At 70.3% G+C, this 22,120-nt stretch carries 18 protein-coding genes; 17 read left to right on the top strand and 1 reads right to left on the bottom strand.

Annotated elements, in window-relative coordinates; genetic code table 11:
* Positions 1-21 precede the first annotated feature (21 nt).
* The 12 genes from QOL88_RS10125 to QOL88_RS10070 all read left to right on the top strand — a co-directional run bounded on the left by QOL88_RS10125 (position 22) and on the right by QOL88_RS10070 (position 12,626).
* Entirely contained in the window at positions 22-1,437 is a 1,416-nt protein-coding gene (locus QOL88_RS10125) for a UDP-N-acetylmuramoyl-tripeptide--D-alanyl-D-alanine ligase (RefSeq protein WP_097216112.1), read from the top strand.
* Positions 1,437-2,528: a phospho-N-acetylmuramoyl-pentapeptide-transferase gene (gene mraY / locus QOL88_RS10120; RefSeq protein ID WP_030848214.1), complete on the top strand. Its 1,092-nt coding sequence runs from the start codon at positions 1,437-1,439 to the stop codon at positions 2,526-2,528. Before QOL88_RS10125 ends, mraY begins: the two co-directional genes overlap by 1 nt.
* Positions 2,510-3,952, top strand: a complete 1,443-nt coding sequence (gene murD / locus QOL88_RS10115; RefSeq protein ID WP_179878819.1) for a UDP-N-acetylmuramoyl-L-alanine--D-glutamate ligase — start codon at positions 2,510-2,512, stop codon at positions 3,950-3,952. Before mraY ends, murD begins: the two co-directional genes overlap by 19 nt.
* A gap of 135 nt (positions 3,953-4,087) precedes the next feature.
* A complete protein-coding gene (ftsW, locus tag QOL88_RS10110) occupies positions 4,088-5,452 on the top strand; it encodes a putative lipid II flippase FtsW (RefSeq protein ID WP_097216110.1) in 1,365 nt (454 codons plus the stop codon).
* 6 nt (positions 5,453-5,458) lie between these two features.
* Positions 5,459-6,556, top strand: a complete 1,098-nt coding sequence (murG, locus tag QOL88_RS10105; protein ID WP_030848223.1) for an undecaprenyldiphospho-muramoylpentapeptide beta-N-acetylglucosaminyltransferase — start codon at positions 5,459-5,461, stop codon at positions 6,554-6,556.
* A 25-nt stretch (positions 6,557-6,581) separates the two neighbouring features.
* A complete protein-coding gene (locus tag QOL88_RS10100; RefSeq protein WP_097216109.1) occupies positions 6,582-7,376 on the top strand; it encodes a cell division protein FtsQ/DivIB in 795 nt (264 codons plus the stop codon).
* 288 nt (positions 7,377-7,664) lie between these two features.
* Complete coding sequence (gene ftsZ / locus QOL88_RS10095; protein WP_097216107.1) at positions 7,665-8,858, top strand: cell division protein FtsZ; 1,194 nt, start codon at positions 7,665-7,667, stop codon at positions 8,856-8,858.
* 10 nt (positions 8,859-8,868) lie between these two features.
* Positions 8,869-9,600 (top strand): peptidoglycan editing factor PgeF, encoded by a 732-nt coding sequence (gene pgeF, locus QOL88_RS10090; protein WP_097216106.1) that lies wholly within the window; start codon positions 8,869-8,871, stop codon positions 9,598-9,600.
* A 6-nt stretch (positions 9,601-9,606) separates the two neighbouring features.
* Positions 9,607-10,326 (top strand): YggS family pyridoxal phosphate-dependent enzyme, encoded by a 720-nt coding sequence (locus QOL88_RS10085; protein WP_097216105.1) that lies wholly within the window; start codon positions 9,607-9,609, stop codon positions 10,324-10,326.
* A gap of 129 nt (positions 10,327-10,455) precedes the next feature.
* A complete protein-coding gene (locus QOL88_RS10080; protein WP_097216104.1) occupies positions 10,456-11,097 on the top strand; it encodes a cell division protein SepF in 642 nt (213 codons plus the stop codon).
* Between the two features lie 59 nt (positions 11,098-11,156).
* On the top strand, positions 11,157-11,444 hold the full coding sequence (locus tag QOL88_RS10075; RefSeq protein ID WP_030848238.1) for a YggT family protein: 288 nt from the start codon (positions 11,157-11,159) through the stop codon (positions 11,442-11,444).
* A gap of 54 nt (positions 11,445-11,498) precedes the next feature.
* Positions 11,499-12,626 (top strand): DivIVA domain-containing protein, encoded by a 1,128-nt coding sequence (locus tag QOL88_RS10070; protein ID WP_097216103.1) that lies wholly within the window; start codon positions 11,499-11,501, stop codon positions 12,624-12,626.
* 186 nt (positions 12,627-12,812) lie between these two features.
* Here the strand turns inward: QOL88_RS10070 and ileS are convergent, their stop codons facing one another.
* Positions 12,813-15,989 (bottom strand): isoleucine--tRNA ligase, encoded by a 3,177-nt coding sequence (ileS, locus tag QOL88_RS10065; protein ID WP_097216102.1) that lies wholly within the window; start codon positions 15,987-15,989, stop codon positions 12,813-12,815.
* Positions 15,990-16,641: 652 nt separating this feature from the next.
* Between ileS and QOL88_RS10060 the strand changes: the two genes are divergently transcribed.
* The 5 genes from QOL88_RS10060 to QOL88_RS10040 all read left to right on the top strand — a co-directional run bounded on the left by QOL88_RS10060 (position 16,642) and on the right by QOL88_RS10040 (position 22,092).
* Positions 16,642-18,171 carry a TraR/DksA family transcriptional regulator gene (locus tag QOL88_RS10060; protein ID WP_306456175.1) on the top strand — a complete coding sequence of 510 codons (1,530 nt, stop codon included), beginning with the start codon at positions 16,642-16,644 and terminating at the stop codon, positions 18,169-18,171.
* 102 nt (positions 18,172-18,273) lie between these two features.
* On the top strand, positions 18,274-18,936 hold the full coding sequence (gene lspA, locus QOL88_RS10055; protein ID WP_097216100.1) for a signal peptidase II: 663 nt from the start codon (positions 18,274-18,276) through the stop codon (positions 18,934-18,936).
* Between the two features lie 43 nt (positions 18,937-18,979).
* On the top strand, positions 18,980-19,924 hold the full coding sequence (locus QOL88_RS10050; RefSeq protein WP_097216099.1) for an RluA family pseudouridine synthase: 945 nt from the start codon (positions 18,980-18,982) through the stop codon (positions 19,922-19,924).
* Positions 19,921-20,388 carry a GNAT family N-acetyltransferase gene (locus tag QOL88_RS10045; protein WP_097216098.1) on the top strand — a complete coding sequence of 156 codons (468 nt, stop codon included), beginning with the start codon at positions 19,921-19,923 and terminating at the stop codon, positions 20,386-20,388. Before QOL88_RS10050 ends, QOL88_RS10045 begins: the two co-directional genes overlap by 4 nt.
* A 117-nt stretch (positions 20,389-20,505) precedes the next feature.
* Positions 20,506-22,092, top strand: coding sequence for a Na+/H+ antiporter (locus QOL88_RS10040; RefSeq protein ID WP_097216097.1), 1,587 nt, complete (start codon positions 20,506-20,508; stop codon positions 22,090-22,092).
* Positions 22,093-22,120 lie beyond the last annotated feature (28 nt).

The raw sequence follows: 22,120 nt of genomic DNA, 5'->3' as shown, positions 1-22,120 counted from the left end.
GAAGACCCAGGGGATGAACTTGTGATCGCCCTCTCCCTCGCCGAGATCGCAGAAGTCGTCGGCGGGCAGACGCACGACATACCGGATCCGTCCGTCCAGGTCACCGGCCCGGTCGTCCGGGACTCCCGCGAGGCGGGGCCGGGCAGCCTGTTCGTGGCCTTCGCCGGGGAACGCGTGGACGGCCACGACTTCGCGGCGGCGGTCGTCGAGGCGGGAGCGGCGGCCGTGCTCGGCACCCGCCCCGTCGGCGTACCGGCGATCGTCGTGGACGACGTCCAGACCGCCCTCGGCGCCCTCGCCCGGCACGTCGTACGGCGCCTCGGCGCCACCCTCGTCGCCCTCACCGGCTCGGCGGGCAAGACCAGCACCAAGGACCTCATCGCGCAGGTGCTCCGGCGCAAGGCGCCGACCGTGTTCACGCCCGGCTCCCTCAACAACGAGATCGGGCTGCCGCTGACCGCGCTCAGCGCGACCGAGGAGACCAGGTTCCTCGTCCTGGAGATGGGGGCCCGGGGTATCGGGCACATCAGCTACCTCGCCGGTCTGACGCCCCCTAAGGTCGGCCTCGTCCTGAACGTCGGCAGCGCCCACATCGGCGAGTTCGGCGGTCGCGAGCAGATCGCACAGGCCAAGGGCGAGCTGGTGGAGGCACTGCCGTCCGAGGCCGACGGCGGCACCGCGATCCTCAACGCGGACGACCCCTACGTACGGGCCATGGCCTCCCGTACGAAGGCGAAGGTGATCTTTTTCGGAGAGTCCGGCGAAGCGGACGTTCGAGCTGAGAACGTGCGACTCACGGACACCGGACAGCCCTCGTTCAGGCTTCACACACCCTCCGGTGCAAGCGATGTGACCATGCGCCTGTACGGTGAGCACCACGTGTCGAACGCGCTCGCCGCGGCCGCCGTCGCCCACGAGTTGGGCATGTCCGCTGACGAGATCGCCGTGGCGCTCTCCGAGGCGGGCTCCCTCTCCCGCTGGCGGATGGAGGTCACCGAGCGCCCGGACGGCGTGACGGTCGTCAACGACGCCTACAACGCGAATCCCGAGTCCATGAAGGCCGCGCTGCGCGCGCTGGCGGCCATGGGCAAAGGACGCCGTACGTGGGCGGTGCTCGGCAAGATGGCCGAGCTCGGGGACGAGGCTCTCGCCGAGCACGACGCGGTCGGACGGCTCGCCGTCCGGCTCAACGTCAGCAAGCTCGTGGCGGTCGGCGGCAGGGAAGCCGCCTGGCTGCAACTGGGCGCATATAACGAGGGTTCGTGGGGTGAGGAGTCGGTGCACGTGTCCGACGCACAGGCGGCGGTCGACCTGTTGCGCAGCGAGTTGAGCCCGGGGGACGTCGTACTCGTGAAGGCGTCCCGTTCGGTCGGCCTCGAGAGCGTGGCGCAGGCGCTCATCGAGTCCGGTGCCGAGGGTGAGGTTTCCGCCCGATGATGAAGCAGATCCTGTTCGCAGGAGTCATTGGTCTCTTTCTCACGCTGGTCGGCACCCCGCTGCTGATCAAGCTCCTCGCGCGCAAGGGCTACGGCCAGTACATCCGCGACGACGGCCCGCGCGAGCACGCCAGCAAGCGCGGTACGCCCACCATGGGCGGCATCGCCTTCATCCTGGCGACCGTCGCCGCGTACTTCCTGGCCAAGGTGATCACGGGCTATCTGGACCCGGACGTCGACGCGGCGCCGACGTTCTCGGGCCTGCTGGTGCTCGGCCTGATGGTCGGCATGGGCCTGGTCGGCTTCCTCGACGACTACATCAAGATCGTCAAGCGGCGCTCGCTCGGCCTGCGCGCCAAGGCGAAGATGGCCGGCCAGCTGATCGTCGGCATCGGCTTCGCGGTGCTGTCGCTGCAGTTCGCTGACAATCGCGGCAACACCCCGGCCTCCACGAAGCTGTCGTTCATCACGGACTTCGGCTGGACGATCGGCCCCGTGCTGTTCGTGGTCTGGGCGCTGTTCATGATCCTCGCGATGTCGAACGGCGTGAACCTGACCGACGGTCTGGACGGTCTGGCCACCGGCGCCTCGGTGCTCGTGTTCGGCGCCTACACCTTCATCGGTGTCTGGCAGTTCCAGGAGTCCTGCGCCAACGCGCAGACGCTGACCAATCCGGGCGCCTGCTTCGAGGTGCGCGACCCCCTCGACCTCGCGGTGGTGGCCTCCGCGCTGATGGGCGCCTGTCTCGGCTTCCTGTGGTGGAACACCTCGCCGGCCAAGATCTTCATGGGTGACACCGGTTCGCTCGCGCTCGGCGGTGTGCTCGCCGGCCTCGCGATCTGCTCCCGCACCGAGCTGTTGATCGCCCTCCTCGGCGGCCTGTTCGTCCTGATCACCATGTCGGTGGTCATCCAGGTCGGCTCCTTCAAGCTCACGGGCAAGCGCGTCTTCCGGATGGCGCCACTCCAGCACCACTTCGAACTCAAGGGCTGGTCCGAAGTGCTCGTGGTGGTCCGCTTCTGGATCATCCAGGGCATTTGTGTGATCGTCGGACTTGGCCTCTTCTACGCAGGATGGGCAGCGGACAAGTGACCTCCTCGGAGCCCTTCGACTTCCAGGGCAAGCACGTCACCGTCGCCGGGCTCGGCGTCTCCGGCGTCCCGGCGGCCAAGGTGCTGCACGGCCTCGGCGCGAGCGTCACGGTCGTCAACGACGGCGCCGACGAGCGCGCCCGGGCGCAGGCGGCCGAGCTGGAGGCGCTCGGCATCACCGTGCGCCTCGGCGACGGCGACACCCTGCCCGAGGGCTCCGAGCTGATCGTCACCGCGCCCGGCTGGAAGCCGGACAAGCCGCTGTTCGCGGCGGCGGAGCAGGCGGACGTCCCGGTCTGGGGCGACGTCGAACTGGCCTGGCGCCTGCGCGGTCCCGACGCCGCCGACTGGCTCGCCGTCACGGGCACCAACGGCAAGACGACGACCGTCCAGATGCTCGCCTCGATCCTGAAGGCGGCGGGCCTGCGCACGGCAGCCGTCGGCAACATCGGCGTCTCCCTGCTGGACGCGGTCCTCGGCGAGGAGCGCTACGACGTCCTGGCCGTGGAGCTCTCCAGCTACCAGCTGCACTGGGCGCCCTCCCTGCGCGCCCACTCGGCCGCGGTGCTGAACCTCGCCCCCGACCACCTCGACTGGCACGGCTCCATGGAGGCGTACGCCGCCGACAAGGGCCGTATCTACGAGGGCAATCGCGTCGCCTGCGTCTACAACGTCGCGGACAAGGCCACCGAGGACCTGGTCCGCGAGGCCGACGTCGAGGAGGGCTGCCGCGCCGTCGGCTTCACCCTCGGCACCCCCGGCCCGTCCCAACTCGGCGTCGTGGAAGGCCTCCTGGTCGACCGCGCCTTCGTCGAGGACCGGCACAAGAACGCCCAGGAACTCGCCGAGGTCGGCGACGTCGACCCGCCGGCCCCGCACAACATCGCCAACGCCCTCGCCGCGGCGGCCCTCGCCCGCGCCTACGGCGTGCCCGCCAGGGCCGTACGGGACGGCCTGCGGGCGTTCACCCCGGACGCCCACCGCATCGCGCACGTGGCGGACGTGGACGGGGTCGCCTACGTCGACGACTCCAAGGCCACCAACACACATGCGGCGGAAGCCTCGTTGGCGGCGTACGAGCCGATCGTCTGGATCGCGGGCGGGCTCGCCAAGGGCGCGACCTTCGACGAACTGGTCGCCAAGTCGGCGAAGCGGCTGCGGGGCGCCGTGCTGATCGGCGCGGACCGCGCGCTCATCCGGGAAGCCCTCGCGCGACACGCCCCGCAGGTACCCGTGGTCGACCTCGACCGGACCGACACTGGGGCGATGCGCGCGGCGGTCCAGGAGGCGCAAAGACTCGCTCAGACGGGCGACACGGTGCTGCTGGCCCCGGCCTGTGCCTCCATGGACATGTTCGCCAACTACAACAAGCGCGGGGACGCTTTCGCGGATGCCGTTCGCGAGCTCGGCTCCGCCGACGGCTGACCCGGGTCCGCCTCGCCCGGCGGCGGTGCCGGGCGTACCTGGGAGGGACGCGTGACACGGATGTGGCTGGTGCCCGAGCGGCCTGGGGGCGTTCACCGCGCAACGCTCCCCTCCGGCATGGCAGGGTGAGCGGCGATGCCCACCAGCCGCACCGGACGGCCCCCGACCCCGCGCGCCGTCAAACGCCCCGTCGCGCCACGGCTCGCGCGTGAGAACCGCGTCCTGAGCCTCTACACCCGCGCGCGCAAGGGCTGGGACCGGCCGCTGACCGCCTACTACCTGATCCTCGGCGGCAGTCTGCTGATCACCGTGCTGGGGCTGGTGATGGTCTACTCGGCCTCCCAGATCACCGCGCTGCAGATGTCGCTGCCGGGCTCGTACTTCTTCCGCAAGCAGTTGCTCGCGGCGGGGATCGGCACCGGTCTGCTGCTCGCGGCCTCGCGGATGCCGGTGAAGCTGCACCGGGCGCTCGCCTATCCCATCCTCGCGGGCGCCGTCTTCCTCATGATCCTGGTGCAGGTCCCCGGGATAGGGGTCTCGGTCAACGGCAACCAGAACTGGATCTCCCTGGGCGGCTCCTTCCAGATCCAGCCCAGCGAGTTCGGCAAGCTCGCCCTCGTGCTGTGGGGCGCCGACCTGCTGGCCCGCAAGCAGGACAGAAAGCTGCTGAACCAGTGGAAGCACATGCTCGTGCCGCTGGTCCCGGCCGCCTTCATGCTGCTCGGTCTGATCATGATCGGCGGCGACATGGGTACCGCCATCATCCTCACGGCCATCCTGTTCGGCCTGCTCTGGCTGGCCGGCGCCCCCACGCGGCTGTTCGCCGGGGTGCTGTCGATCGCCGCCGTCCTCGGCCTGATCCTCATCAAGACCAGCCCCAACCGCATGGCCCGGCTGCAGTGCCTGGGCGCCACCGAACCCCAGTCGGGGCCCGTCGACTGCTGGCAGGCCGTGCACGGGATCTACGCCCTCGCCTCGGGCGGAATCTTCGGCTCCGGGCTGGGTGCGAGTGTGGAGAAATGGGGCCAACTCCCCGAAGCCCACACCGACTTCATCTTCGCCGTCACCGGTGAGGAACTGGGCCTGGCGGGGACGCTGTCGGTACTCGCCCTCTTCGCGGCTCTAGGCTATGCGGGTATCCGCGTGGCCGGACGCACGGAGGACCCCTTCGTGAGGTATGCCGCGGGAGGCGTGACCACCTGGATCACGGCCCAGGCCGTGATCAACATCGGTGCGGTGCTCGGTCTGCTGCCGATCGCCGGCGTCCCCCTCCCGCTGTTCTCCTACGGAGGTTCCGCCCTGCTGCCGACCATGTTCGCCATCGGGCTGCTCATCGCCTTCGCGCGTGAGGACCCCGCTGCGCGGATGGCGCTTGCGATGCGGCAACCCCGCTTTGGTAGAAAGCGGGGGGCGGGGGGCACCGGTTCCGGTCGGAGTCCCCGGAGATGGAACACGATGCGACGGCGTGCCTCGGCGGCGCGCTCGTCCGGAGAGCGGTGAATTTCGGTGCATGTCGTACTCGCCGGCGGAGGAACCGCGGGCCACATCGAGCCCGCGCTCGCCCTCGCGGACGCCCTGCGCAGGCAGGACCCGAGCGTGGGCATCACGGCCCTGGGCACGGAGCGCGGCCTCGAGACCCGTCTCGTACCCGAGCGCGGGTACGAACTCGCGCTGATCCCCGCCGTTCCGCTGCCGCGCAAGCCCACCCCCGAGCTGATCACCGTCCCGGGCCGGCTGCGCGGCACGATCAAGGCGACCGAGCAGATCCTGGAGCGCACCAAGGCGGACGCCGTGGTCGGCTTCGGCGGCTACGTCGCCCTGCCCGGCTACCTCGCGGCCAAGCGCCTGGGCGTACCGATCGTCATCCACGAGGCCAACGCCCGCCCGGGACTGGCCAACAAGATCGGCTCGCGGTACGCCAGCCAGGTCGCCGTCTCCACGCCCGACAGCAAGCTGCGGGGCGCCCGCTACATCGGCATCCCGCTGCGCCGCTCCATCGCCACGCTCGACCGGGCCGCCGTACGCCCCGAGGCCCGGGCCGCGTTCGGGCTCGACCCGAACCTGCCCACGCTGCTGGTCACCGGCGGCTCCCAGGGCGCCCGCCGTCTCAACGAGGTCGTCCAGCAGGTCGCGCCCTGGCTCCAGCAGGCCGGGATCCAGATCCTGCACGCGGTCGGCCCGAAGAACGAACTGCCGCAGGTCCACCAGATGCCGGGGATGCCCCCCTACATCCCGGTAAGTTACCTGGACCGGATGGACCTCGCGTACGCCGCGGCCGACATGATGCTCTGCCGCGCGGGCGCGATGACCGTCGCCGAACTCTCCGCCGTCGGGCTCCCGGCCGCCTACGTCCCGCTGCCCATCGGCAACGGCGAACAGCGGCTCAACGCCCAGCCGGTGGTGAAGGCCGGCGGCGGACTGCTGGTCGACGACGCGGAGCTGACCCCCGAGTGGGTCCAGCAGAACGTCCTGCCCGTGCTCGCCGACCCGCACCGGCTGTACCAGATGTCCCGCGCCGCCGCCGAGTTCGGCCGCCGGGACGCCGACGACCTGCTCGTCGGCATGGTGTACGAGGCGATCGCCGCCAGTCGTGCACACCGATAGGACTGTATGACGGAAGGCAGGGAGCGTGGCCGGATCGACCACCGCCGAGCGCGGTGAACGCCAGCAGGAGTCGTCCGGCCCGCCGCCCCGCCTGCGGTCGAGGCGGGCCCGGCTCCGCGCGATCGTCCTCCTGGGCCTCGCCCTGGTGTTCCTCGGCATCCCGACCGTCTGGCTGTTCTACGGCTCCGACTGGTTGCGCGCCGAGCACGTCTCGGTGTCCGGCACCCGGGTGCTGACACCGGCTCAGGTCGAGACGGCGGCCGAGGTTCCGCTGGGGAAGCCGCTGATTTCCGTCGACACCGATGCGATCGAGACGCGACTGCGCCGAAAATTGCCCCGAATTGACTCGGTTGACGCGGTCCGTTCCTGGCCCCGCGGAATCGACCTGAAAGTGGTTGAACGGACTCCGGTTCTGATTGTCCAAAAGGGCGGAAAGTTCGTGGAAGTGGACGACGACGGTGTCCGCTTCGCCACGGTGTCCGAGGCCCCGAAAGGCGTCCCCGCACTGGAATTGACGCTCTCCCGCGCCGGCTCCGCCGCCGCGAGCCTGCGCCGCTTCGGCGAGCCCCGGCTGGTGCGCGCCGCGGTCGGCGTCGCCCGCGCGGTTCCGGAAGCCGTCGCGCACGAGACACGGACCGTCAAGGTCCGTTCCTACGACGACATCTCGCTGGAGCTGCGGGACGGCCGCACGGTCCTCTGGGGGAGCGGTGAGAAGGGCGCCGCGAAGGCTCGCACACTCACCGCTCTGATGAAAGCCTCGCCCGGCGCGCGGTACTTCGACGTGAGCGTCCCCACCGCGCCCGCGTCATCGCGGAGTTGACGCACATCCGCGCAGGCCAGCACCCTGGTTGGGCAGTGCTACGGCTGATCACATAGGGTGAAAAGAAAAACGGGAGGTTCGGCGTGTTCGTTGAACGTGCGCCACTTGTCGACTTAGTGTCCTGTTCAGAAGACTCCAAGGAACAGACACACTGGTAACCCTAAACTTCAGGGTTAGGGTTCGGGTCGGCGATACGGACCGTCCCATTCGGCATCAGTCGTCGGGTCGCGGGGCGCAAGGCGTCACGCTGATTCGGCGACACGTAACTCGAGGCGAGAGGCCTTCGACGTGGCAGCACCGCAGAACTACCTCGCAGTCATCAAAGTCATCGGTGTCGGCGGCGGTGGTGTCAATGCCATCAACCGGATGATCGAGGTCGGTCTCAAGGGCGTCGAGTTCATCGCCATCAACACCGACGCGCAAGCTCTGTTGATGAGCGACGCCGACGTCAAGCTGGACGTCGGCCGTGAACTCACCCGCGGACTCGGCGCCGGAGCCAACCCGGCCGTGGGCCGCAAGGCCGCCGAGGACCACCGCGAGGAGATCGAGGAGGTCCTCAAGGGGGCCGACATGGTCTTCGTGACAGCCGGTGAAGGCGGCGGCACCGGCACCGGCGGCGCGCCCGTCGTGGCCAACATCGCCCGCTCGCTCGGTGCCCTCACCATCGGTGTGGTCACCCGCCCGTTCACCTTCGAGGGGCGGCGCCGCGCGAACCAGGCCGAGGACGGCATCGCCGAACTCCGCGAAGAGGTCGACACCCTCATCGTCATCCCGAACGACCGGCTGCTGTCCATCTCGGACCGCCAGGTCTCGGTGCTGGACGCCTTCAAGTCGGCCGACCAGGTCCTGCTCTCCGGTGTCCAGGGCATCACCGACCTCATCACCACCCCGGGCCTCATCAACCTCGACTTCGCCGACGTCAAGTCGGTCATGTCCGAGGCCGGCTCGGCCCTGATGGGCATCGGCTCCGCCCGCGGCGACGACCGCGCGGTGGCCGCCGCCGAGATGGCGATCTCCTCGCCGCTGCTGGAGGCGTCCATCGACGGCGCCCGCGGCGTGCTGCTCTCCATCTCCGGCGGCTCCGACCTCGGTCTGTTCGAGATCAACGAGGCCGCCCAACTGGTGAGTGAGGCCGCGCACCCCGAGGCCAACATCATCTTCGGCGCGGTGATCGACGACGCCCTCGGCGACGAGGTGCGGGTCACCGTGATCGCTGCGGGCTTCGACGGCGGCCAGCCGCCCGCCAAGCGGGACAACGTCCTCGGCTCGTCCTCGGCCAAGCGCGAGGAGCCGACCCCGGTGAGGCAGACCGAGAGCCGCCCCTCCTTCGGATCGCTCGGCAGCGTGACCCCGAAGGAGGACCCGGAGCCCGCTCCGAAGCCGGTCGAGGACATCCCGGTCGCCCCGCCGGCTCCGCCGGCGCCGCGGACCTACTCGGACAGCGCGGCCGAGGAACTGGACGTACCGGACTTCCTCAAGTGATCCTTCAGTCGTGATAGGACAGCGCGAAAGCGCGAGCGGCGCGCACTTCGGCTTCACCGACCGGTGGGGCGGGGTGAGCGCCGCTCCGTATGAGGAGCTCAATCTCGGCGGAGCGGTCGGCGACGATCCCGACGCCGTACGCGCCAACCGGGACCTGGCCGCCAAGTCCCTCGGCGTCGAGCCGGACCGGGTCGTCTGGATGAACCAGGTGCACGGGGCCGACGTGGCCGTGGTGGACGGGCCGTGGGGATCTTCGACCGCGATCCCGTCGGTCGATGCCATCGTCACCACGCGCCGGGGGCTCGCCCTCGCCGTGCTCACCGCCGACTGCGTGCCGGTGCTGCTCGCCGACCCCGTCGCCGGGATCGCCGCCGCGGCCCACGCGGGCCGGCCCGGCATGATCGCCGGAGTCGTCCCGGCCGCGCTACGCGCGATGACGGAACTGGGCGCCGAGCCCTCCCGGATCGTCGCCCGCACCGGGCCCACCGTCTGCGGCCGGTGTTACGAAGTGCCCGAGGCGATGCGCGCCGAGGTGTCCGCCGTCGAGCCGGCGGCGTACGCCGAGACGAGTTGGGGCACACCGGCGGTCGACGTGAGCGCCGGAGTGCATGCCCAGCTGGAGCGGCTCGGGGTGCGTGACCGGGAGCGGTCGCCGGTGTGCACGCTGGAGTCGCACGATCACTTTTCGTACCGCCGCGACCGCACCACCGGTCGGCTCGCGGGTTATGTGTGGCTGGACTGACAGGACATGACGGACCGTAAGGACGAACTCGCCGCGAATCTGGCGAAAGTGGAACGGCGTATCGCCGACGCGTGCGCGGCCGCGGGGCGGGCACGAGACGAGGTGACCCTCATCGTGGTCACCAAGACCTACCCCGCGAGCGATGTGCGGATCCTCGCGGAACTCGGCGTGCGGCACGTCGCCGAGAACCGCGACCAGGACGCGGCCCCCAAGGCCGAGGCCTGCTCGGATCTGCCCCTCACCTGGCACTTCGTGGGTCAACTCCAGACCAACAAGGTGCGATCGGTGGTCGGTTACGCGGATTTCGTGCAGTCCGTCGATCGTTCCAAGCTCGTCACGGCCCTGTCGAAGGAGGCCGTCCGGGCCGGGCGTGAACTGGGGTGCCTGCTCCAGGTCGCACTCGACGCCGGGGAGAGCGGCCGGGGTGAACGAGGAGGTGTCGGGCCCGGCGGCATCGAGGAGTTGGCCGGTCTCGTGGCCGACGCCCCGGGGCTCCGCCTCGACGGACTGATGACCGTCGCACCGCTCACGGGGGAGTACGCGGGACGCGAACTGGCGGCCTTCGAGCGGTTGATGGATTTGTCGACTGACCTGCGCCGGAGTCATCCGGCTGCCACCATGGTCTCGGCAGGGATGAGTACGGACCTCGAACAGGCCGTGACGGCCGGAGCGACACATGTGCGCGTCGGCAGCGCGGTACTCGGAGTCCGCCCCAGGCTCGGGTAACGTCGCCAAGAAGTCGGACCACAGCAGAAAATATGGTCATTGCCGCCAATAGGCGGATTTAAGGACCTCGTGGATCGCGGGCACTTGGCAGTCGTCAGCCGATCCACCACAGAGCGGAGGACTCAGAGCATGGCCGGCGCGATGCGCAAGATGGCGGTCTACCTCGGCCTCGTGGAGGACGATGGGTACGACGGCCGCGGATTCGACCCCGACGACGACTTCGAACCCGAACTGGACCCGGAGCCCGAGCGGGACCACCGGCGGCACGAGCCGTCCCATCAGTCACACGTCTCACATCAGCCCCAAAGGGACGAAGAGGTACGAGTCGTACAGCCGCCCGCGCCTCGCGAACCGGCCGCCCGTTCCGCTTCGCTCCCCGCGGAATCCAACCGCCCGGCGCGCATCGCGCCCGTGGCATCCATCACACAAGAACGCGCAAGTCTGGAGAAGAACGCACCGGTGATCATGCCCAAGGTCGTGTCGGAACGAGAGCCTTACCGGATCACCACGCTTCACCCACGGACCTACAACGAGGCCCGTACCATCGGGGAACACTTCCGTGAAGGCACTCCGGTGATCATGAATCTGACTGAGATGGATGACACAGATGCGAAGCGACTTGTCGACTTTGCGGCTGGTCTGGTGTTTGGTCTTCACGGCAGTATCGAGCGGGTGACGCAGAAGGTGTTCCTGTTGTCGCCTGCTAACGTCGATGTCACGGCGGAGGACAAGGCCCGCATCGCAGAGGGTGGGTTCTTCAACCAGAGCTGAGACGCACCACCGGAACAGCAGTACCGAGCAGGGCACAGGGGAGAGGGAAGCAAGAGGTCATGAGCGTGGTTTTGGATGTCGTCTACATCGCGCTGATGTGCTTCCTCATCGTGCTGATCTTCCGACTGGTCATGGACTACGTCTTCCAGTTCGCCCGCTCATGGCAACCCGGCAAGGCGATGGTGGTCGTTCTGGAGGCCACTTACACTGTCACCGATCCACCGCTCAAGCTTCTGCGGCGGGTCATTCCGCCGCTGCGTCTCGGGGGCGTGGCGCTCGACCTGTCCTTCTTCGTACTGATGATCATCGTCTACATCCTGATCACACTCGTGCGGAACGTGATGTGAACGATGTGACAGATACGTCTTGCCGACTGCCGACGACTACGTTGAGGTGAAGAGATGCCGTTGACCCCCGAGGACGTGCGGAACAAGCAGTTCACGACCGTCCGCCTCCGAGAAGGCTATGACGAGGACGAGGTCGATGCCTTCCTCGATGAGGTCGAAGCCGAACTGACCCGCCTGCTCCGTGAGAACGAGGACCTGCGCGCCAAACTGGCCGCGGCCACGCGCGCTGCTGCGCAGAACCAGCAGAACATGCGCAAGCCTCCGGAGCAGCAGCAGGATCAGCAGCAGCAACAGCAGCAGCAGGGTATGCGCGGTCCGGGTGGTCCCGTCCCCGCCGGCATATCGGGCCCGCCGCAGCAGCAGATGGGTGGCCCCATGGGTGGCCCGCCCCAGCTGCCGAGCGGTGCCCCGCAGCTGCCCGCCGGTCCCGGCGGTCAGGGTGGACCTCAGGGTCCCGGCCCGATGGGTCAGGGGCCGGGTCCGATGGGCCAGCCCCCGATGCAGCAGCAGATGGGCGGCCCCATGGGCGGCCCCGGCCCGATGGGCGGTCCGATGGGCGGCCCCGGTCAGGGAGGTCCCGGTGGCGACAGCGCCGCCCGTGTCCTCTCGTTGGCCCAGCAGACCGCCGACCAGGCGATCGCCGAGGCTCGTTCCGAGGCCAACAAGATCGTCGGCGAGGCCCGTTCGCGTGCCGAGGGTCTGGAGCGTGACGCCCGTGCCAAGGCCGACGCCCTGGAGCGGGACGCGCAGGAGAAGCACCGCGTCGCGATGGGCTCCCTGGAGTCCGCCCGCGCCACGCTGGAGCGCAAGGTCGAGGACCTGCGCGGCTTCGAGCGCGAGTACCGCACGCGCCTGAAGTCGTACCTGGAGTCGCAGCTGCGCCAGCTGGAGACCCAGGCCGACGACTCGCTGGCTCCGCCGCGCACTCCGGCGGCCGCGTCCCTCCCGCCGTCCCCGGCGCCTTCCATGGCTCCGGCCGGCGCGAGCGCTCCGTCCTACGGCGGTGGCAACCAGACGATGGGCGGCGCTCCCTCGCCGTCCGCCCCGTCCTACGGTGGCCAGCAGCAGATGTCGCCGGCGATGACCCAGCCGATGGCGCCGGTGCGTCCGCAGGGCCCGTCGCAGATGGGTCAGGCGCCCTCGCCCATGCGGGGCTTCCTGATCGACGAGGATGACAACTGACGGCCTGATGGCCAGTAGTACGGCACAGACGTCGGCAGCGTTCAGGGCGAGGCCCCGGGTGACCACCCGGGGCCTCGCCCTTTTGCCACGCGCGTTCGTGCGCACGCAGTCGCGGTCGTGCGCACGCAACGCCGAAGGCCCGGTCCCGCCAAGATCTTTGGCGGGACCGGGCCTTCGGTCTGAGCGTTACGCCTTGCGCAGGCGGAACGTCAGGGACAGGCCTTCGTCGGTGAAGGGCTCGCCGTAGGTGTCGTCCGCCTCGCCCTGGGCGAAGTCCGTGGCCAGAACCTCGTCGGCGATCAGGCCGGCGTGGTCGGTGAGGGCCTCCACCGCCGCCCGGTCCGTGGCCGTCCAGCGCAGTGCGATGCGGTCGGCCACGTCGAGGCCGCTGTTCTTGCGGGCCTCCTGGATCAGGCGGATCGCGTCACGGGCCAGGCCCGCCCGGCGGAGTTCCTCGGTGATCTCCAGGTCCAGCGCGACCGTCGCACCCGAGTCGGAGGCCACCGACCAGCCCTCGCGCGGGGTCTCCGTGATGATGACCTCGTCGGGAGCCAGCGTGATGGTCTCGCCGTCGACCTCGACCGACGCCGTGCCCTCGCGCAGGGCCAGGGACAGGGCGGCCGCGTCCGCGTTCGCCACGGCCTTGGCCACGTCCTGGACGCGCTTGCCGAACCGCTTGCCCAGGGCACGGAAGTTGGCCTTCGCCGTGGTGTCGACCAGGCTGCCGCCGACCTCGCTCAGCGTCGCCAGGGACTCGACGTTCAGCTCCTCCGTGATCTGCGTGCGCAGTTCGGTGCCCAGCGCGTCGAAGCCCGTCGCCGCGATCAGCGCGCGGGACAGCGGCTGACGCGTCTTGACGCCCGACTCCGCGCGCGTGGCACGGCCCAGCTCCACCAGGCGGCGCACCAACACCATCTGCTTCGACAGCTCCGGGTCGATGGCGGTGAGGTCCGCCTTCGGCCAAGAGGACAGGTGGACCGACTCGGGGGCGCCCGGGGTGACGGGGACGATCAGGTCCTGCCAGACCCGCTCGGTGATGAACGGGGTCAGCGGGGACATCAGCTGCGTGACCGTCTCGACGACCTCGTGCAGCGTGCGCAGGGCCGCCTTGTCGCCCTGCCAGAAGCGGCGACGGGAGCGGCGCACGTACCAGTTGGACAGGTCGTCGACGAACGCGGACAGCAGCTTGCCGGCGCGCTGGGTGTCGTAGGCGTCCAGTGCCTGGGTGACCTGGTCGGTGAGCGCGTGCAGTTCGGACAGCAGCCAGCGGTCCAGGACCGGGCGGTCGGCCGGGGCCGGGTCGGCCTCGGACGGGGACCAGTCCGTCGTACGGGCGTAGAGGGCCTGGAAGGCGACCGTGTTCCAGTACGTCAGGAGCGTCTTGCGGACGACCTCCTGGATCGTGCCGTGGCCCACGCGACGGGCCGCCCACGGGGAGCCGCCGGCCGCCATGAACCAGCGGACCGCGTCGGCGCCGTGCCGGTCCATGAGTGGGATCGGCTCCAGGGTGTTGCCCAGGTGCTTGGACATCTTGCGGCCGTCCTCGGCCAGGATGTGCCCGAGGCAGACCACGTTCTCGTACGACGACTTGTCGAAGACGAGTGTGCCGACGGCCATCAGTGTGTAGAACCAGCCGCGGGTCTGGTCGATGGCCTCGCAGATGAACTGCGCCGGGTAGCGGGCCTCGAACAGCTCCTTGTTCTTGTACGGGTAGCCCCACTGCGCGAACGGCATCGAACCCGAGTCGTACCAGGCGTCGATCACCTCGGGCACGCGCGTGGCCGTCTTGCCGCAACCGCCCTGCGGGCAGGCGAAGGTGACCTCGTCGATGAACGGGCGGTGCGGGTCCAGGCCCGACTGGTCCGTGCCGGTCAGCTCGGACAGTTCCGCGAGGGATCCGGCGCAGGTGAGGTGGTCGTCCTCGCAGCGCCAGATCGGCAGCGGGGTGCCCCAGTAGCGGTTGCGGGACAGGGCCCAGTCGATGTTGTTGTTCAGCCAGTCGCCGTAGCGGCCGTGCTTGACCGTGTCCGGGAACCAGTTGGTGCCCTCGTTCTCCGCGAGGAGGCGGTCCTTGAGCGCCGTGGTGCGGATGTACCAGGAGGGCTGCGCGTAGTAGAGGAGCGCGGTGTGGCAGCGCCAGCAGTGCGGGTAGCTGTGCTCGTACGGGATGTGCTTGAAGAGCAGGCCGCGGCTGTCGAGGTCCTCGGTGAGCTTCTCGTCGGCCTTCTTGAAGAAGACGCCGCCGACGAGGGGGACGTCCTCCTCGAAGGTGCCGTCCGGGCGGACCGGGTTCACGACCGGCAGGCCGTAGGAGCGGCAGACCTTGAGGTCGTCCTCACCGAAGGCGGGGGACTGGTGCACCAGACCCGTGCCGTCCTCGGTGGTGACGTAGTCGGCGTTGACCACGAAGTGGGCCGCCTCGGGGCTGTGACCATTGGTTCCCTCGCTGACGCTCGGGAACTCCACCAGCTCGAACGGGCGCTGGTACGTCCAGCGCTCCATCTCGGCGCCCGTGAAGGACTGCCCGGTGGTCTCCCAGCCCTCGCCGAGGGCCTTGGCGAGGAGCGGCTCGGCGACGACCAGCTTCTCCTCGCCGTTGGTCGCGACGACGTAGGTGACCTCGGGGTGCGCGGCGACCGCCGTGTTGGAGACCAGGGTCCAGGGCGTGGTCGTCCACACCAGGAGGGCGGCCTCGCCGGCGAGCGGGCCGGAGGTGAGCGGGAAGCGGACGAAGACCGACGGGTCGACGACGGTCTCGTAGCCCTGCGCCAGCTCGTGGTCGGACAGGCCCGTGCCGCAGCGGGGGCACCAGGGGGCGACGCGGTGGTCCTGGACCAGCAGGCCCTTGTTGAAGATCTCCTTAAGCGACCACCAGACGGACTCGATGTACTCGGGGTCCATCGTGCGGTACGGGTCCTGGAGGTCGGTCCAGTAGCCCATGCGGGTCGTGAGCGCCTCGAAGGCGTCGGTGTGCCGGGTCACCGACTCGCGGCACTTCGCGTTGAACTCCGCGATGCCGTACGCCTCGATGTCCTGCTTGCCGGAGAAGCCGAGCTCCTTCTCGACGGCGAGCTCGACCGGGAGGCCGTGGCAGTCCCAGCCGGCCTTGCGGGCCACGTGGTAGCCGCGCATGGTCCGGAAGCGGGGGAAGACGTCCTTGAAGACGCGCGCCTCGATGTGGTGGGCACCGGGCATGCCGTTGGCGGTGGGCGGGCCCTCGTAGAACACCCACTCGGGGCGGCCCTCGGACTGCTCCAGGCTCTTGGCGAAGATCTTCTGCTCGCGCCAGAAGTCGAGCACGGCGTGCTCGAGGGCGGGCAGGTCGACCTGGGCGGGTACCTGGCGATACGTCGGCGATGTCATCAGCGGGCTTCCTCCGGCGGACTTGCTGCCTTCCGTCCGGAGGGACGAGAGCTACGTCTGCCTGCGCCGTTTCTTCGGCGCGCTCCCGCGGTACCACCCTCCTTGGCCCTCCGGCACGGGGTGTGCGCCGGCGAGCCCCCTCATTGGGGTCGCGATGCCGGGTCTACCGGCCGTGGGGCCCGTGGGCGGAGCCCACTGTCCACGGCGTTCTTCCGGCGGCTCCGGGGTGATCTTCACGTCGCGCTCGCCCCCGGGCTTCCACCGTCCCCGGGTCGCTCTGGGCTGCGTACGCCGCTACTCGTCCCCATCCACGCTTTTCGCTCCGCCCAGTGTACGGCGCCGGGCGAACGGCGGCCGACCGGTTTTCGGGGCCGGTGGGTCCGGTGTGGCCCGTGGGGTGCGGTGTTCGTGCCAGGTGGGGTGCGATATGGGTTTGATGACCCGAATGGCGCGGTATAGGTGTTCGGATCCTGGGACGTCCGGCTCGGCGGATTACCGGGCAGGGAGCTGGGCACAACGGATGCAGGTCGCCGCGCGGCGTGCGCGAGGCGGGCGAATCGGGCGGTGTGCCCCGTTGCCGCGGGACTCGAGTCGATTTATCGTCCCAGCACGATTCGCGAGCAAGGTCACAATGTGTGAAGGGGCCGCGGCCATGGTGGCGAAGAAGACCGCCGTACAGCAGCCGGCGTCCGGCAGATCCGCGGAGGCCTCCGGCGGCGCGGCCAAGGACGTGGGCGGGAAGAAGTCCACGCAGGGGGGCTCGATGCGGCGGTCGGCGAAGGAGGGCGGGAGGAAGGCCGCCGGCGGGACGAAGGCGACCGAGAAGCGGACGACCGAGAAGAAGACGACCGAGAAGAAGACGACGGCCAGGAAGGCCGTGACTCGGAAGGCCGTGACCCGGAAGGCCGTGGCGAAGGGGGCCGGCACCGAGGACGTCGCGGCCGAGGGCGCCGTGGCTGAGAAGGGCGCGGCCGAGAAGGACGTGGTCGAGAAGGCGGCGACCAAGGCGGCGGCCCGATCGGCACCGGCCCGATCCGCGTCGGCCGGGAAGGCCACGGCCGAGGCGCCGGCGGGGAAGGCATCGCCCCGGGCTTCGGCCGAGAGGGCGGCACCGGCCAGGGCATCGGCCAGGGCTGCGAGGGAGAGGTCACCGGCCAGGGCATCGGTCAAGGCTTCGGCGGAACGGTCACCGGTCAAGGCTTCGGCGGAGAAGGCGCCGACGGACAAGGCCACGGCCACGGCGGAAAAGGGCACGGCGGCCAAGGCGCCGACGCCCACGGCATCTGCCAAGGTCATGGCGGCCAAGGCCACGGCGCACAAGGCGCCGACAGCCACAGCATCGGCCAAGGCATCAGCGCACAAGGCCACGGCGCACACGGCATCGCCCGAAGCGCCCGTGGAGGCAGCTCCGGCCGCCGGGAACGCCGCCGGCAAGAAGGTCCCGGCCGGGAAGACCTCCCCGGCCGGCAGGGCCACCGGTGAGAAAGCCGCGGCCAAGAAGGCGGCCGGCAAGCGGACTGCTGCCAAGCGGACCGCCGCCAAGAGGACCTCCGCCGAGAAGGTCGCCGGAGGCAAGAGCACCACCAGGAGCGCGGCCGGCAAGGGCGCTGCCCGGACCGGCGCGGTCACACAGGACACGGCCGCGAGCAGCACGGCCAAGAAGGCGGGTGCGGCCGAGGCCGCCCGGCAGACGGGAGCGACGACGGTGGTTGCTAAGAAGACTCCTGGCACGGCCACGGCGGCGAAGACCGCCGTTCCGAAGGCGCGGATCGCCGCGGCGGAGCCCGGTGAGCTGGCGGTACGCCCGGGCGAGGATCCCTGGACGGAGGAGGAGGTCGAGGAGGCCCGGTCCGAGCTGACGTCCGAGGAGACCCGGCTGCGCGAGGAGATCACGTCGTCGGAGCGGTCGCTGGCCGGTCTGATGCGGGACTCCGGGGACGGCGCGGGCGACGACCAGGCGGACACCGGCACCAAGAACATCACCCGCGAGCACGAGCTGGCCCTGGCCGCCAACGCGCGGGAGATGCTCATCCAGACCGAGCGCGCCCTGGAACGCCTGCACGCGGGCACCTACGGCCTGTGCGAGAACTGCGGCAACGCCATCGGCAAGGCCCGCATGCAGGCCTTCCCCCGGGCCACACTCTGCGTGGAGTGCAAGCAGAAGCAGGAGCGCCGGTACTGACCGGCCCCGGCGACCGGCCGCCGAATGCCTCCTGAGCACGTGCGACGTACGGGGTGTGTCGTACCCTCGTGCTCAGTCAGGCACCTAGGTTGAGGGACTCACGTGGCAGAGGCGGAGCGCATCATCGGTACGCCGGACACACCGGACGCGGCCGGGGGCGGCAAGGAGCGGCCCGACTCCGAGGGCACCCCGGCGGCCGGTGAGCCCGGCGCCGGCCCGGCGGCCGCGACGGGAGCGTCCGGTACCGGCGAGGCGGAGGCCACCGCCGCACCGCCCCGGGGCAGGCGCCGGATCGCGGTCCTGTTCGCCGTCGCCGCGTTCGCCTACGCCCTCGACCTGATCAGCAAGCTGATCGTGGTGGCCAAGCTGGAACACCACCCGCCCATCGAGATCGTCGGGGACTGGCTGAAGTTCGAGGCGATCCGCAACGCGGGCGCGGCCTTCGGCTTCGGCGAGGCCTTCACCGTGATCTTCACCATGATCGCGGCGGCGGTGATCGTGGTGATCGCCCGCCTCGCCCGCAAGCTGTACAGCCTGCCCTGGGCGATCGCGCTCGGCCTGCTGCTCGGCGGTGCGCTGGGCAACCTCACCGACCGGATCTTCCGGGCGCCGGGCGTCTTCGAGGGCGCGGTCGTGGACTTCATCGCGCCCAAGCACTTCGCCGTCTTCAACCTGGCCGACTCGGCGATCGTGTGCGGCGGCATCCTGATCGTGCTGCTGTCCTTCCGGGGCCTCGACCCGGACGGGACCGTCCACAAGGACTGAGCGCGCGTACAGCCCTGTCGTAGCCGTCCGGCATACTCGACGGGTGAGCACGCTTCCCGAGATCCGTACCCTGCCCGTGCCCGACGGCCTGGAGGGCGAGCGCGTCGACGCCGCCATCTCCCGCATGTTCGGCTTCTCCCGTACCAAGGCGGCCGAGCTCGCCGCCGCGGGGAAGGTCATGGTCGACGGGTCGGTGGTCAGCAAGTCGGAGCGCGTGCACGGCGGCGCCTGGCTGGAGGTCGAGATGCCGCAGGCGCCCGCGCCGGTGCAGATCGTGGCCGAGCCGGTCGAGGGCATGGAGATCGTGCACGACGACGATGACGTGGTCGTGATCGTCAAGCCGGTCGGTGTCGCCGCGCATCCCAGCCCGGGCTGGACCGGGACGACCGTGATCGGTGGGCTCGCCGCCGCCGGGTACCGGATCTCCACCTCCGGCGCCGCCGAGCGCCAGGGCATCGTCCACCGGCTCGACGTGGGCACCTCGGGCCTCATGGTGGTCGCCAAGTCGGAGCGCGCCTACACCTCGCTCAAGCGCCAGTTCAAGGAGCGCACGGTCGACAAGCGCTACCACACGCTCGTCCAGGGCCACCCCGACCCGACCAGCGGCACCATCGACGCGCCCATCGGCCGGCACCCGCAGCACGACTACAAGTGGGCCGTCACCGCCGAGGGCAAGCCGTCCGTCACGCACTACGACCTCATCGAGGCGTTCCGCGCGGCCTCCCTGCTCGACGTGAAGCTGGAGACCGGCCGCACGCACCAGATCCGCGTCCACATGGCCGCCCACCGGCACCCCTGCGTCGGCGACCTGACCTACGGCGCCGACCCGACGCTCGCCAAGCGCCTCGGCCTGACCCGGCAGTGGCTGCACGCGGTGCGGCTCGGCTTCGAGCACCCCGGGGACGGGCAGTGGGCGGAGTTCTCCTGCGACTACCCGGAGGACCTGCAGAAGGCCCTGGCGCAGGTCCGCGAGGAGACATACGCGTGAGCACCCCGTACGTGGTGCGCCTCGCCGAGGACCCGGCCGACCGGGAGGCGTGCTTCGCGGTGCGCAAGGAGGTCTTCGTCGGCGAGCAGGGCGTGCCGGAGGACCTGGAGTACGACGCGTACGACGCCGGCGCGGTCCATGTGCTCGCGGTCCGCCCGGACGGTGTGCCGCTCGGGACCGGGCGGCTGCTGCACGGGGATGCGGCCGTGGCGCAGACCGGCGCCGGCCCTTCGGTGGGCTGCCTCGGCCGGCTGGCCGTGACGGGCGCCGCCCGCGGGCTCGGTGTCGGCGCCGCCCTGGTGCGGGCCATCGAGGACGCGGCACGCGCGCGCGGGCTCGCCGCGGTGGACCTGCACGCGCAGACGCACGCGCTGGGCTTCTACGAGCGGCTCGGCTACGAGCCCTATGGGCCCGAGTACTTGGAGGCGGGCATTCCGCACCAGGGGATGCGGCGTCCGCTCTAGCCCTCCCTGGGGTCCGCTCTAGCCCTCCCTGGGGGGTGCCGAAACGGTTTGTCCCGGGAGTTGCGTGGCAGGCTTGAAGTCAGTCGTGTGACCACTTGACCTCCCGGAGCGCTGACCGTGGATCAGTTGGCCCTGCTGTTCGTGCTGCTGCTCGGGGCCGTGATCAGTGTCCCCGTGGGTGACCGGTTCAAGGTTCCCGCGCCGGTGCTGATGACGCTCCTGGGGATAGTCCTCGCGTTGCTGCCGTTCGTACCGAACGTCGAGATCGCGCCGGACCTGATCCTGCCGCTGCTGCTGCCGCCCCTGCTGTACGCCGCCGTGCGGCGCACCTCCTGGCGGCAGTTCGCGGCCAACAAGAGGCCGATCTTCCTGCTGGCCGTGGCCCTGGTGTTCGTCACCATGGCCTGTGTGGCCGCCGTGGCCGACGCGATCGTGCCGGGGCTGCCGCTCGCCGCGGCCTTCGCGCTGGGCGCGCTGGTGGCGCCGCCGGACCCGGTCGCGGCGACGGCCGTCGCCGGGCAGCTCGGCCTGCCCCGCCGGCTGGTGTCGATCCTGGAGGGCGAGGGGCTGTTCAACGACGTCACGGCCATCGTCCTCTACCACGTGGCGATCGCCGCCGCCGTCAGCGGGACTTTCTCGCCCTGGAAGGCCGGGCTCGATCTGGTGCTGTCGGCCGTGGTGGCGGTGGCCGTGGGCCTCGCGCTGGGCTGGGGCGCGAACAAGCTGATGGAAGTGCTCGATGACGCGACCCTGCAGATCGGGCTGACCCTGCTGGTGCCCTACGCGTCCTACGTCATGGCCGAGGAACTGCACGGTTCCGGTGTGCTCGCCGTGCTCACCACCGCGCTGTTCCTCGCGGAGTACGGCTCCGACGCCGACGACGTCATGACCCGGCTGGCCGGGCACACCTTCTGGAACATCGTCGACACGCTCGTCACCGGAGTGGCGTTCGGGCTGGTCGGTCTCGAACTGCACAACGCGATCCGCACGGCCTCCGGGCGCTGGGGCGAGCTGCTCTGGTGGGCGGCGGTCGTGGTGGTCGTGGTCGTCTTCGCACGGCTGCTGTGGCTGCTGCCGGCGACCTGGCTGACCAAACGGCTGCACGCCCGGCGGGACTACGACGAGGACATCCCGGTGAGCTGGCGCGAGACCGTGGTGATGTGGTGGTCGGGGATGCGCGGGGTGGCCTCGGTCGCGCTGGTGCTGGCGATCCCGCTGGAGACCGACACGGGTGCGCCGTTCCCCAGCCGGGACGAGATCATCTTCATCGCGTTCGGCGTGATCATGGCGACGCTGGTGCTCCAGGGGCTCACCTTGCCATGGCTGGTGCGGCGGCTCGGCGTGAAGGCCGACACGGACCGGGAGAAGGAGTTGGCGAAGGAGCTGGCGATCCGGGCGGCCAAGGCGGCGAAGCAGAGACTGCGGGAGATCGAGGACAACGAGGAACTGCCGGAGGAGCTGTCCGAGCAGATGCTGCGGCGCGCCTACGACATCGGCGTGCGGATCAGTCCCGAACTCGCGGAGGACGAGCGGCGGGAGGTGTACCGGGAGGGTGCCCGGCGGGTGAAGCGGTTGCGGCGGATCCAGCAGGAGATGCTGAGCGCGGCGCGGCACGAGGTGCTGGCGGCGCGCAGCGAGCCGGGGGCGGATCCCGAGGTGGTCGACCGGGTTCTGCGGCACCTCGACGTGCGCAGCCTGCGATGAGGCCGGTGGCAGCGGCCGCGCCGGTTTG

Origin of the sequence: Streptomyces sp. Ag82_O1-12 (genome assembly GCF_900182715.1) — a bacterium.
Classification (GTDB): domain Bacteria; phylum Actinomycetota; class Actinomycetes; order Streptomycetales; family Streptomycetaceae; genus Streptomyces; species Streptomyces massasporeus.
This window is presented reverse-complemented; position numbering and strand designations above follow the sequence as displayed.

Coding starts and splice junctions, on each gene's coding strand:
- ileS (WP_097216102.1), bottom strand. CDS start 15,989: ATGACATCGCCGACGTATCGCCAGGTACCCGCCCAGGTCGACCTGCCC.
- QOL88_RS10085 (WP_097216105.1), top strand. CDS start 9,607: ATGACGGACCGTAAGGACGAACTCGCCGCGAATCTGGCGAAAGTGGAA.
- QOL88_RS10070 (WP_097216103.1), top strand. CDS start 11,499: ATGCCGTTGACCCCCGAGGACGTGCGGAACAAGCAGTTCACGACCGTC.
- ftsW (WP_097216110.1), top strand. CDS start 4,088: ATGCCCACCAGCCGCACCGGACGGCCCCCGACCCCGCGCGCCGTCAAA.
- QOL88_RS10075 (WP_030848238.1), top strand. CDS start 11,157: ATGAGCGTGGTTTTGGATGTCGTCTACATCGCGCTGATGTGCTTCCTC.
- QOL88_RS10060 (WP_306456175.1), top strand. CDS start 16,642: ATGGTGGCGAAGAAGACCGCCGTACAGCAGCCGGCGTCCGGCAGATCC.
- murD (WP_179878819.1), top strand. CDS start 2,510: ATGGGCAGCGGACAAGTGACCTCCTCGGAGCCCTTCGACTTCCAGGGC.
- mraY (WP_030848214.1), top strand. CDS start 1,437: ATGAAGCAGATCCTGTTCGCAGGAGTCATTGGTCTCTTTCTCACGCTG.
- QOL88_RS10080 (WP_097216104.1), top strand. CDS start 10,456: ATGGCCGGCGCGATGCGCAAGATGGCGGTCTACCTCGGCCTCGTGGAG.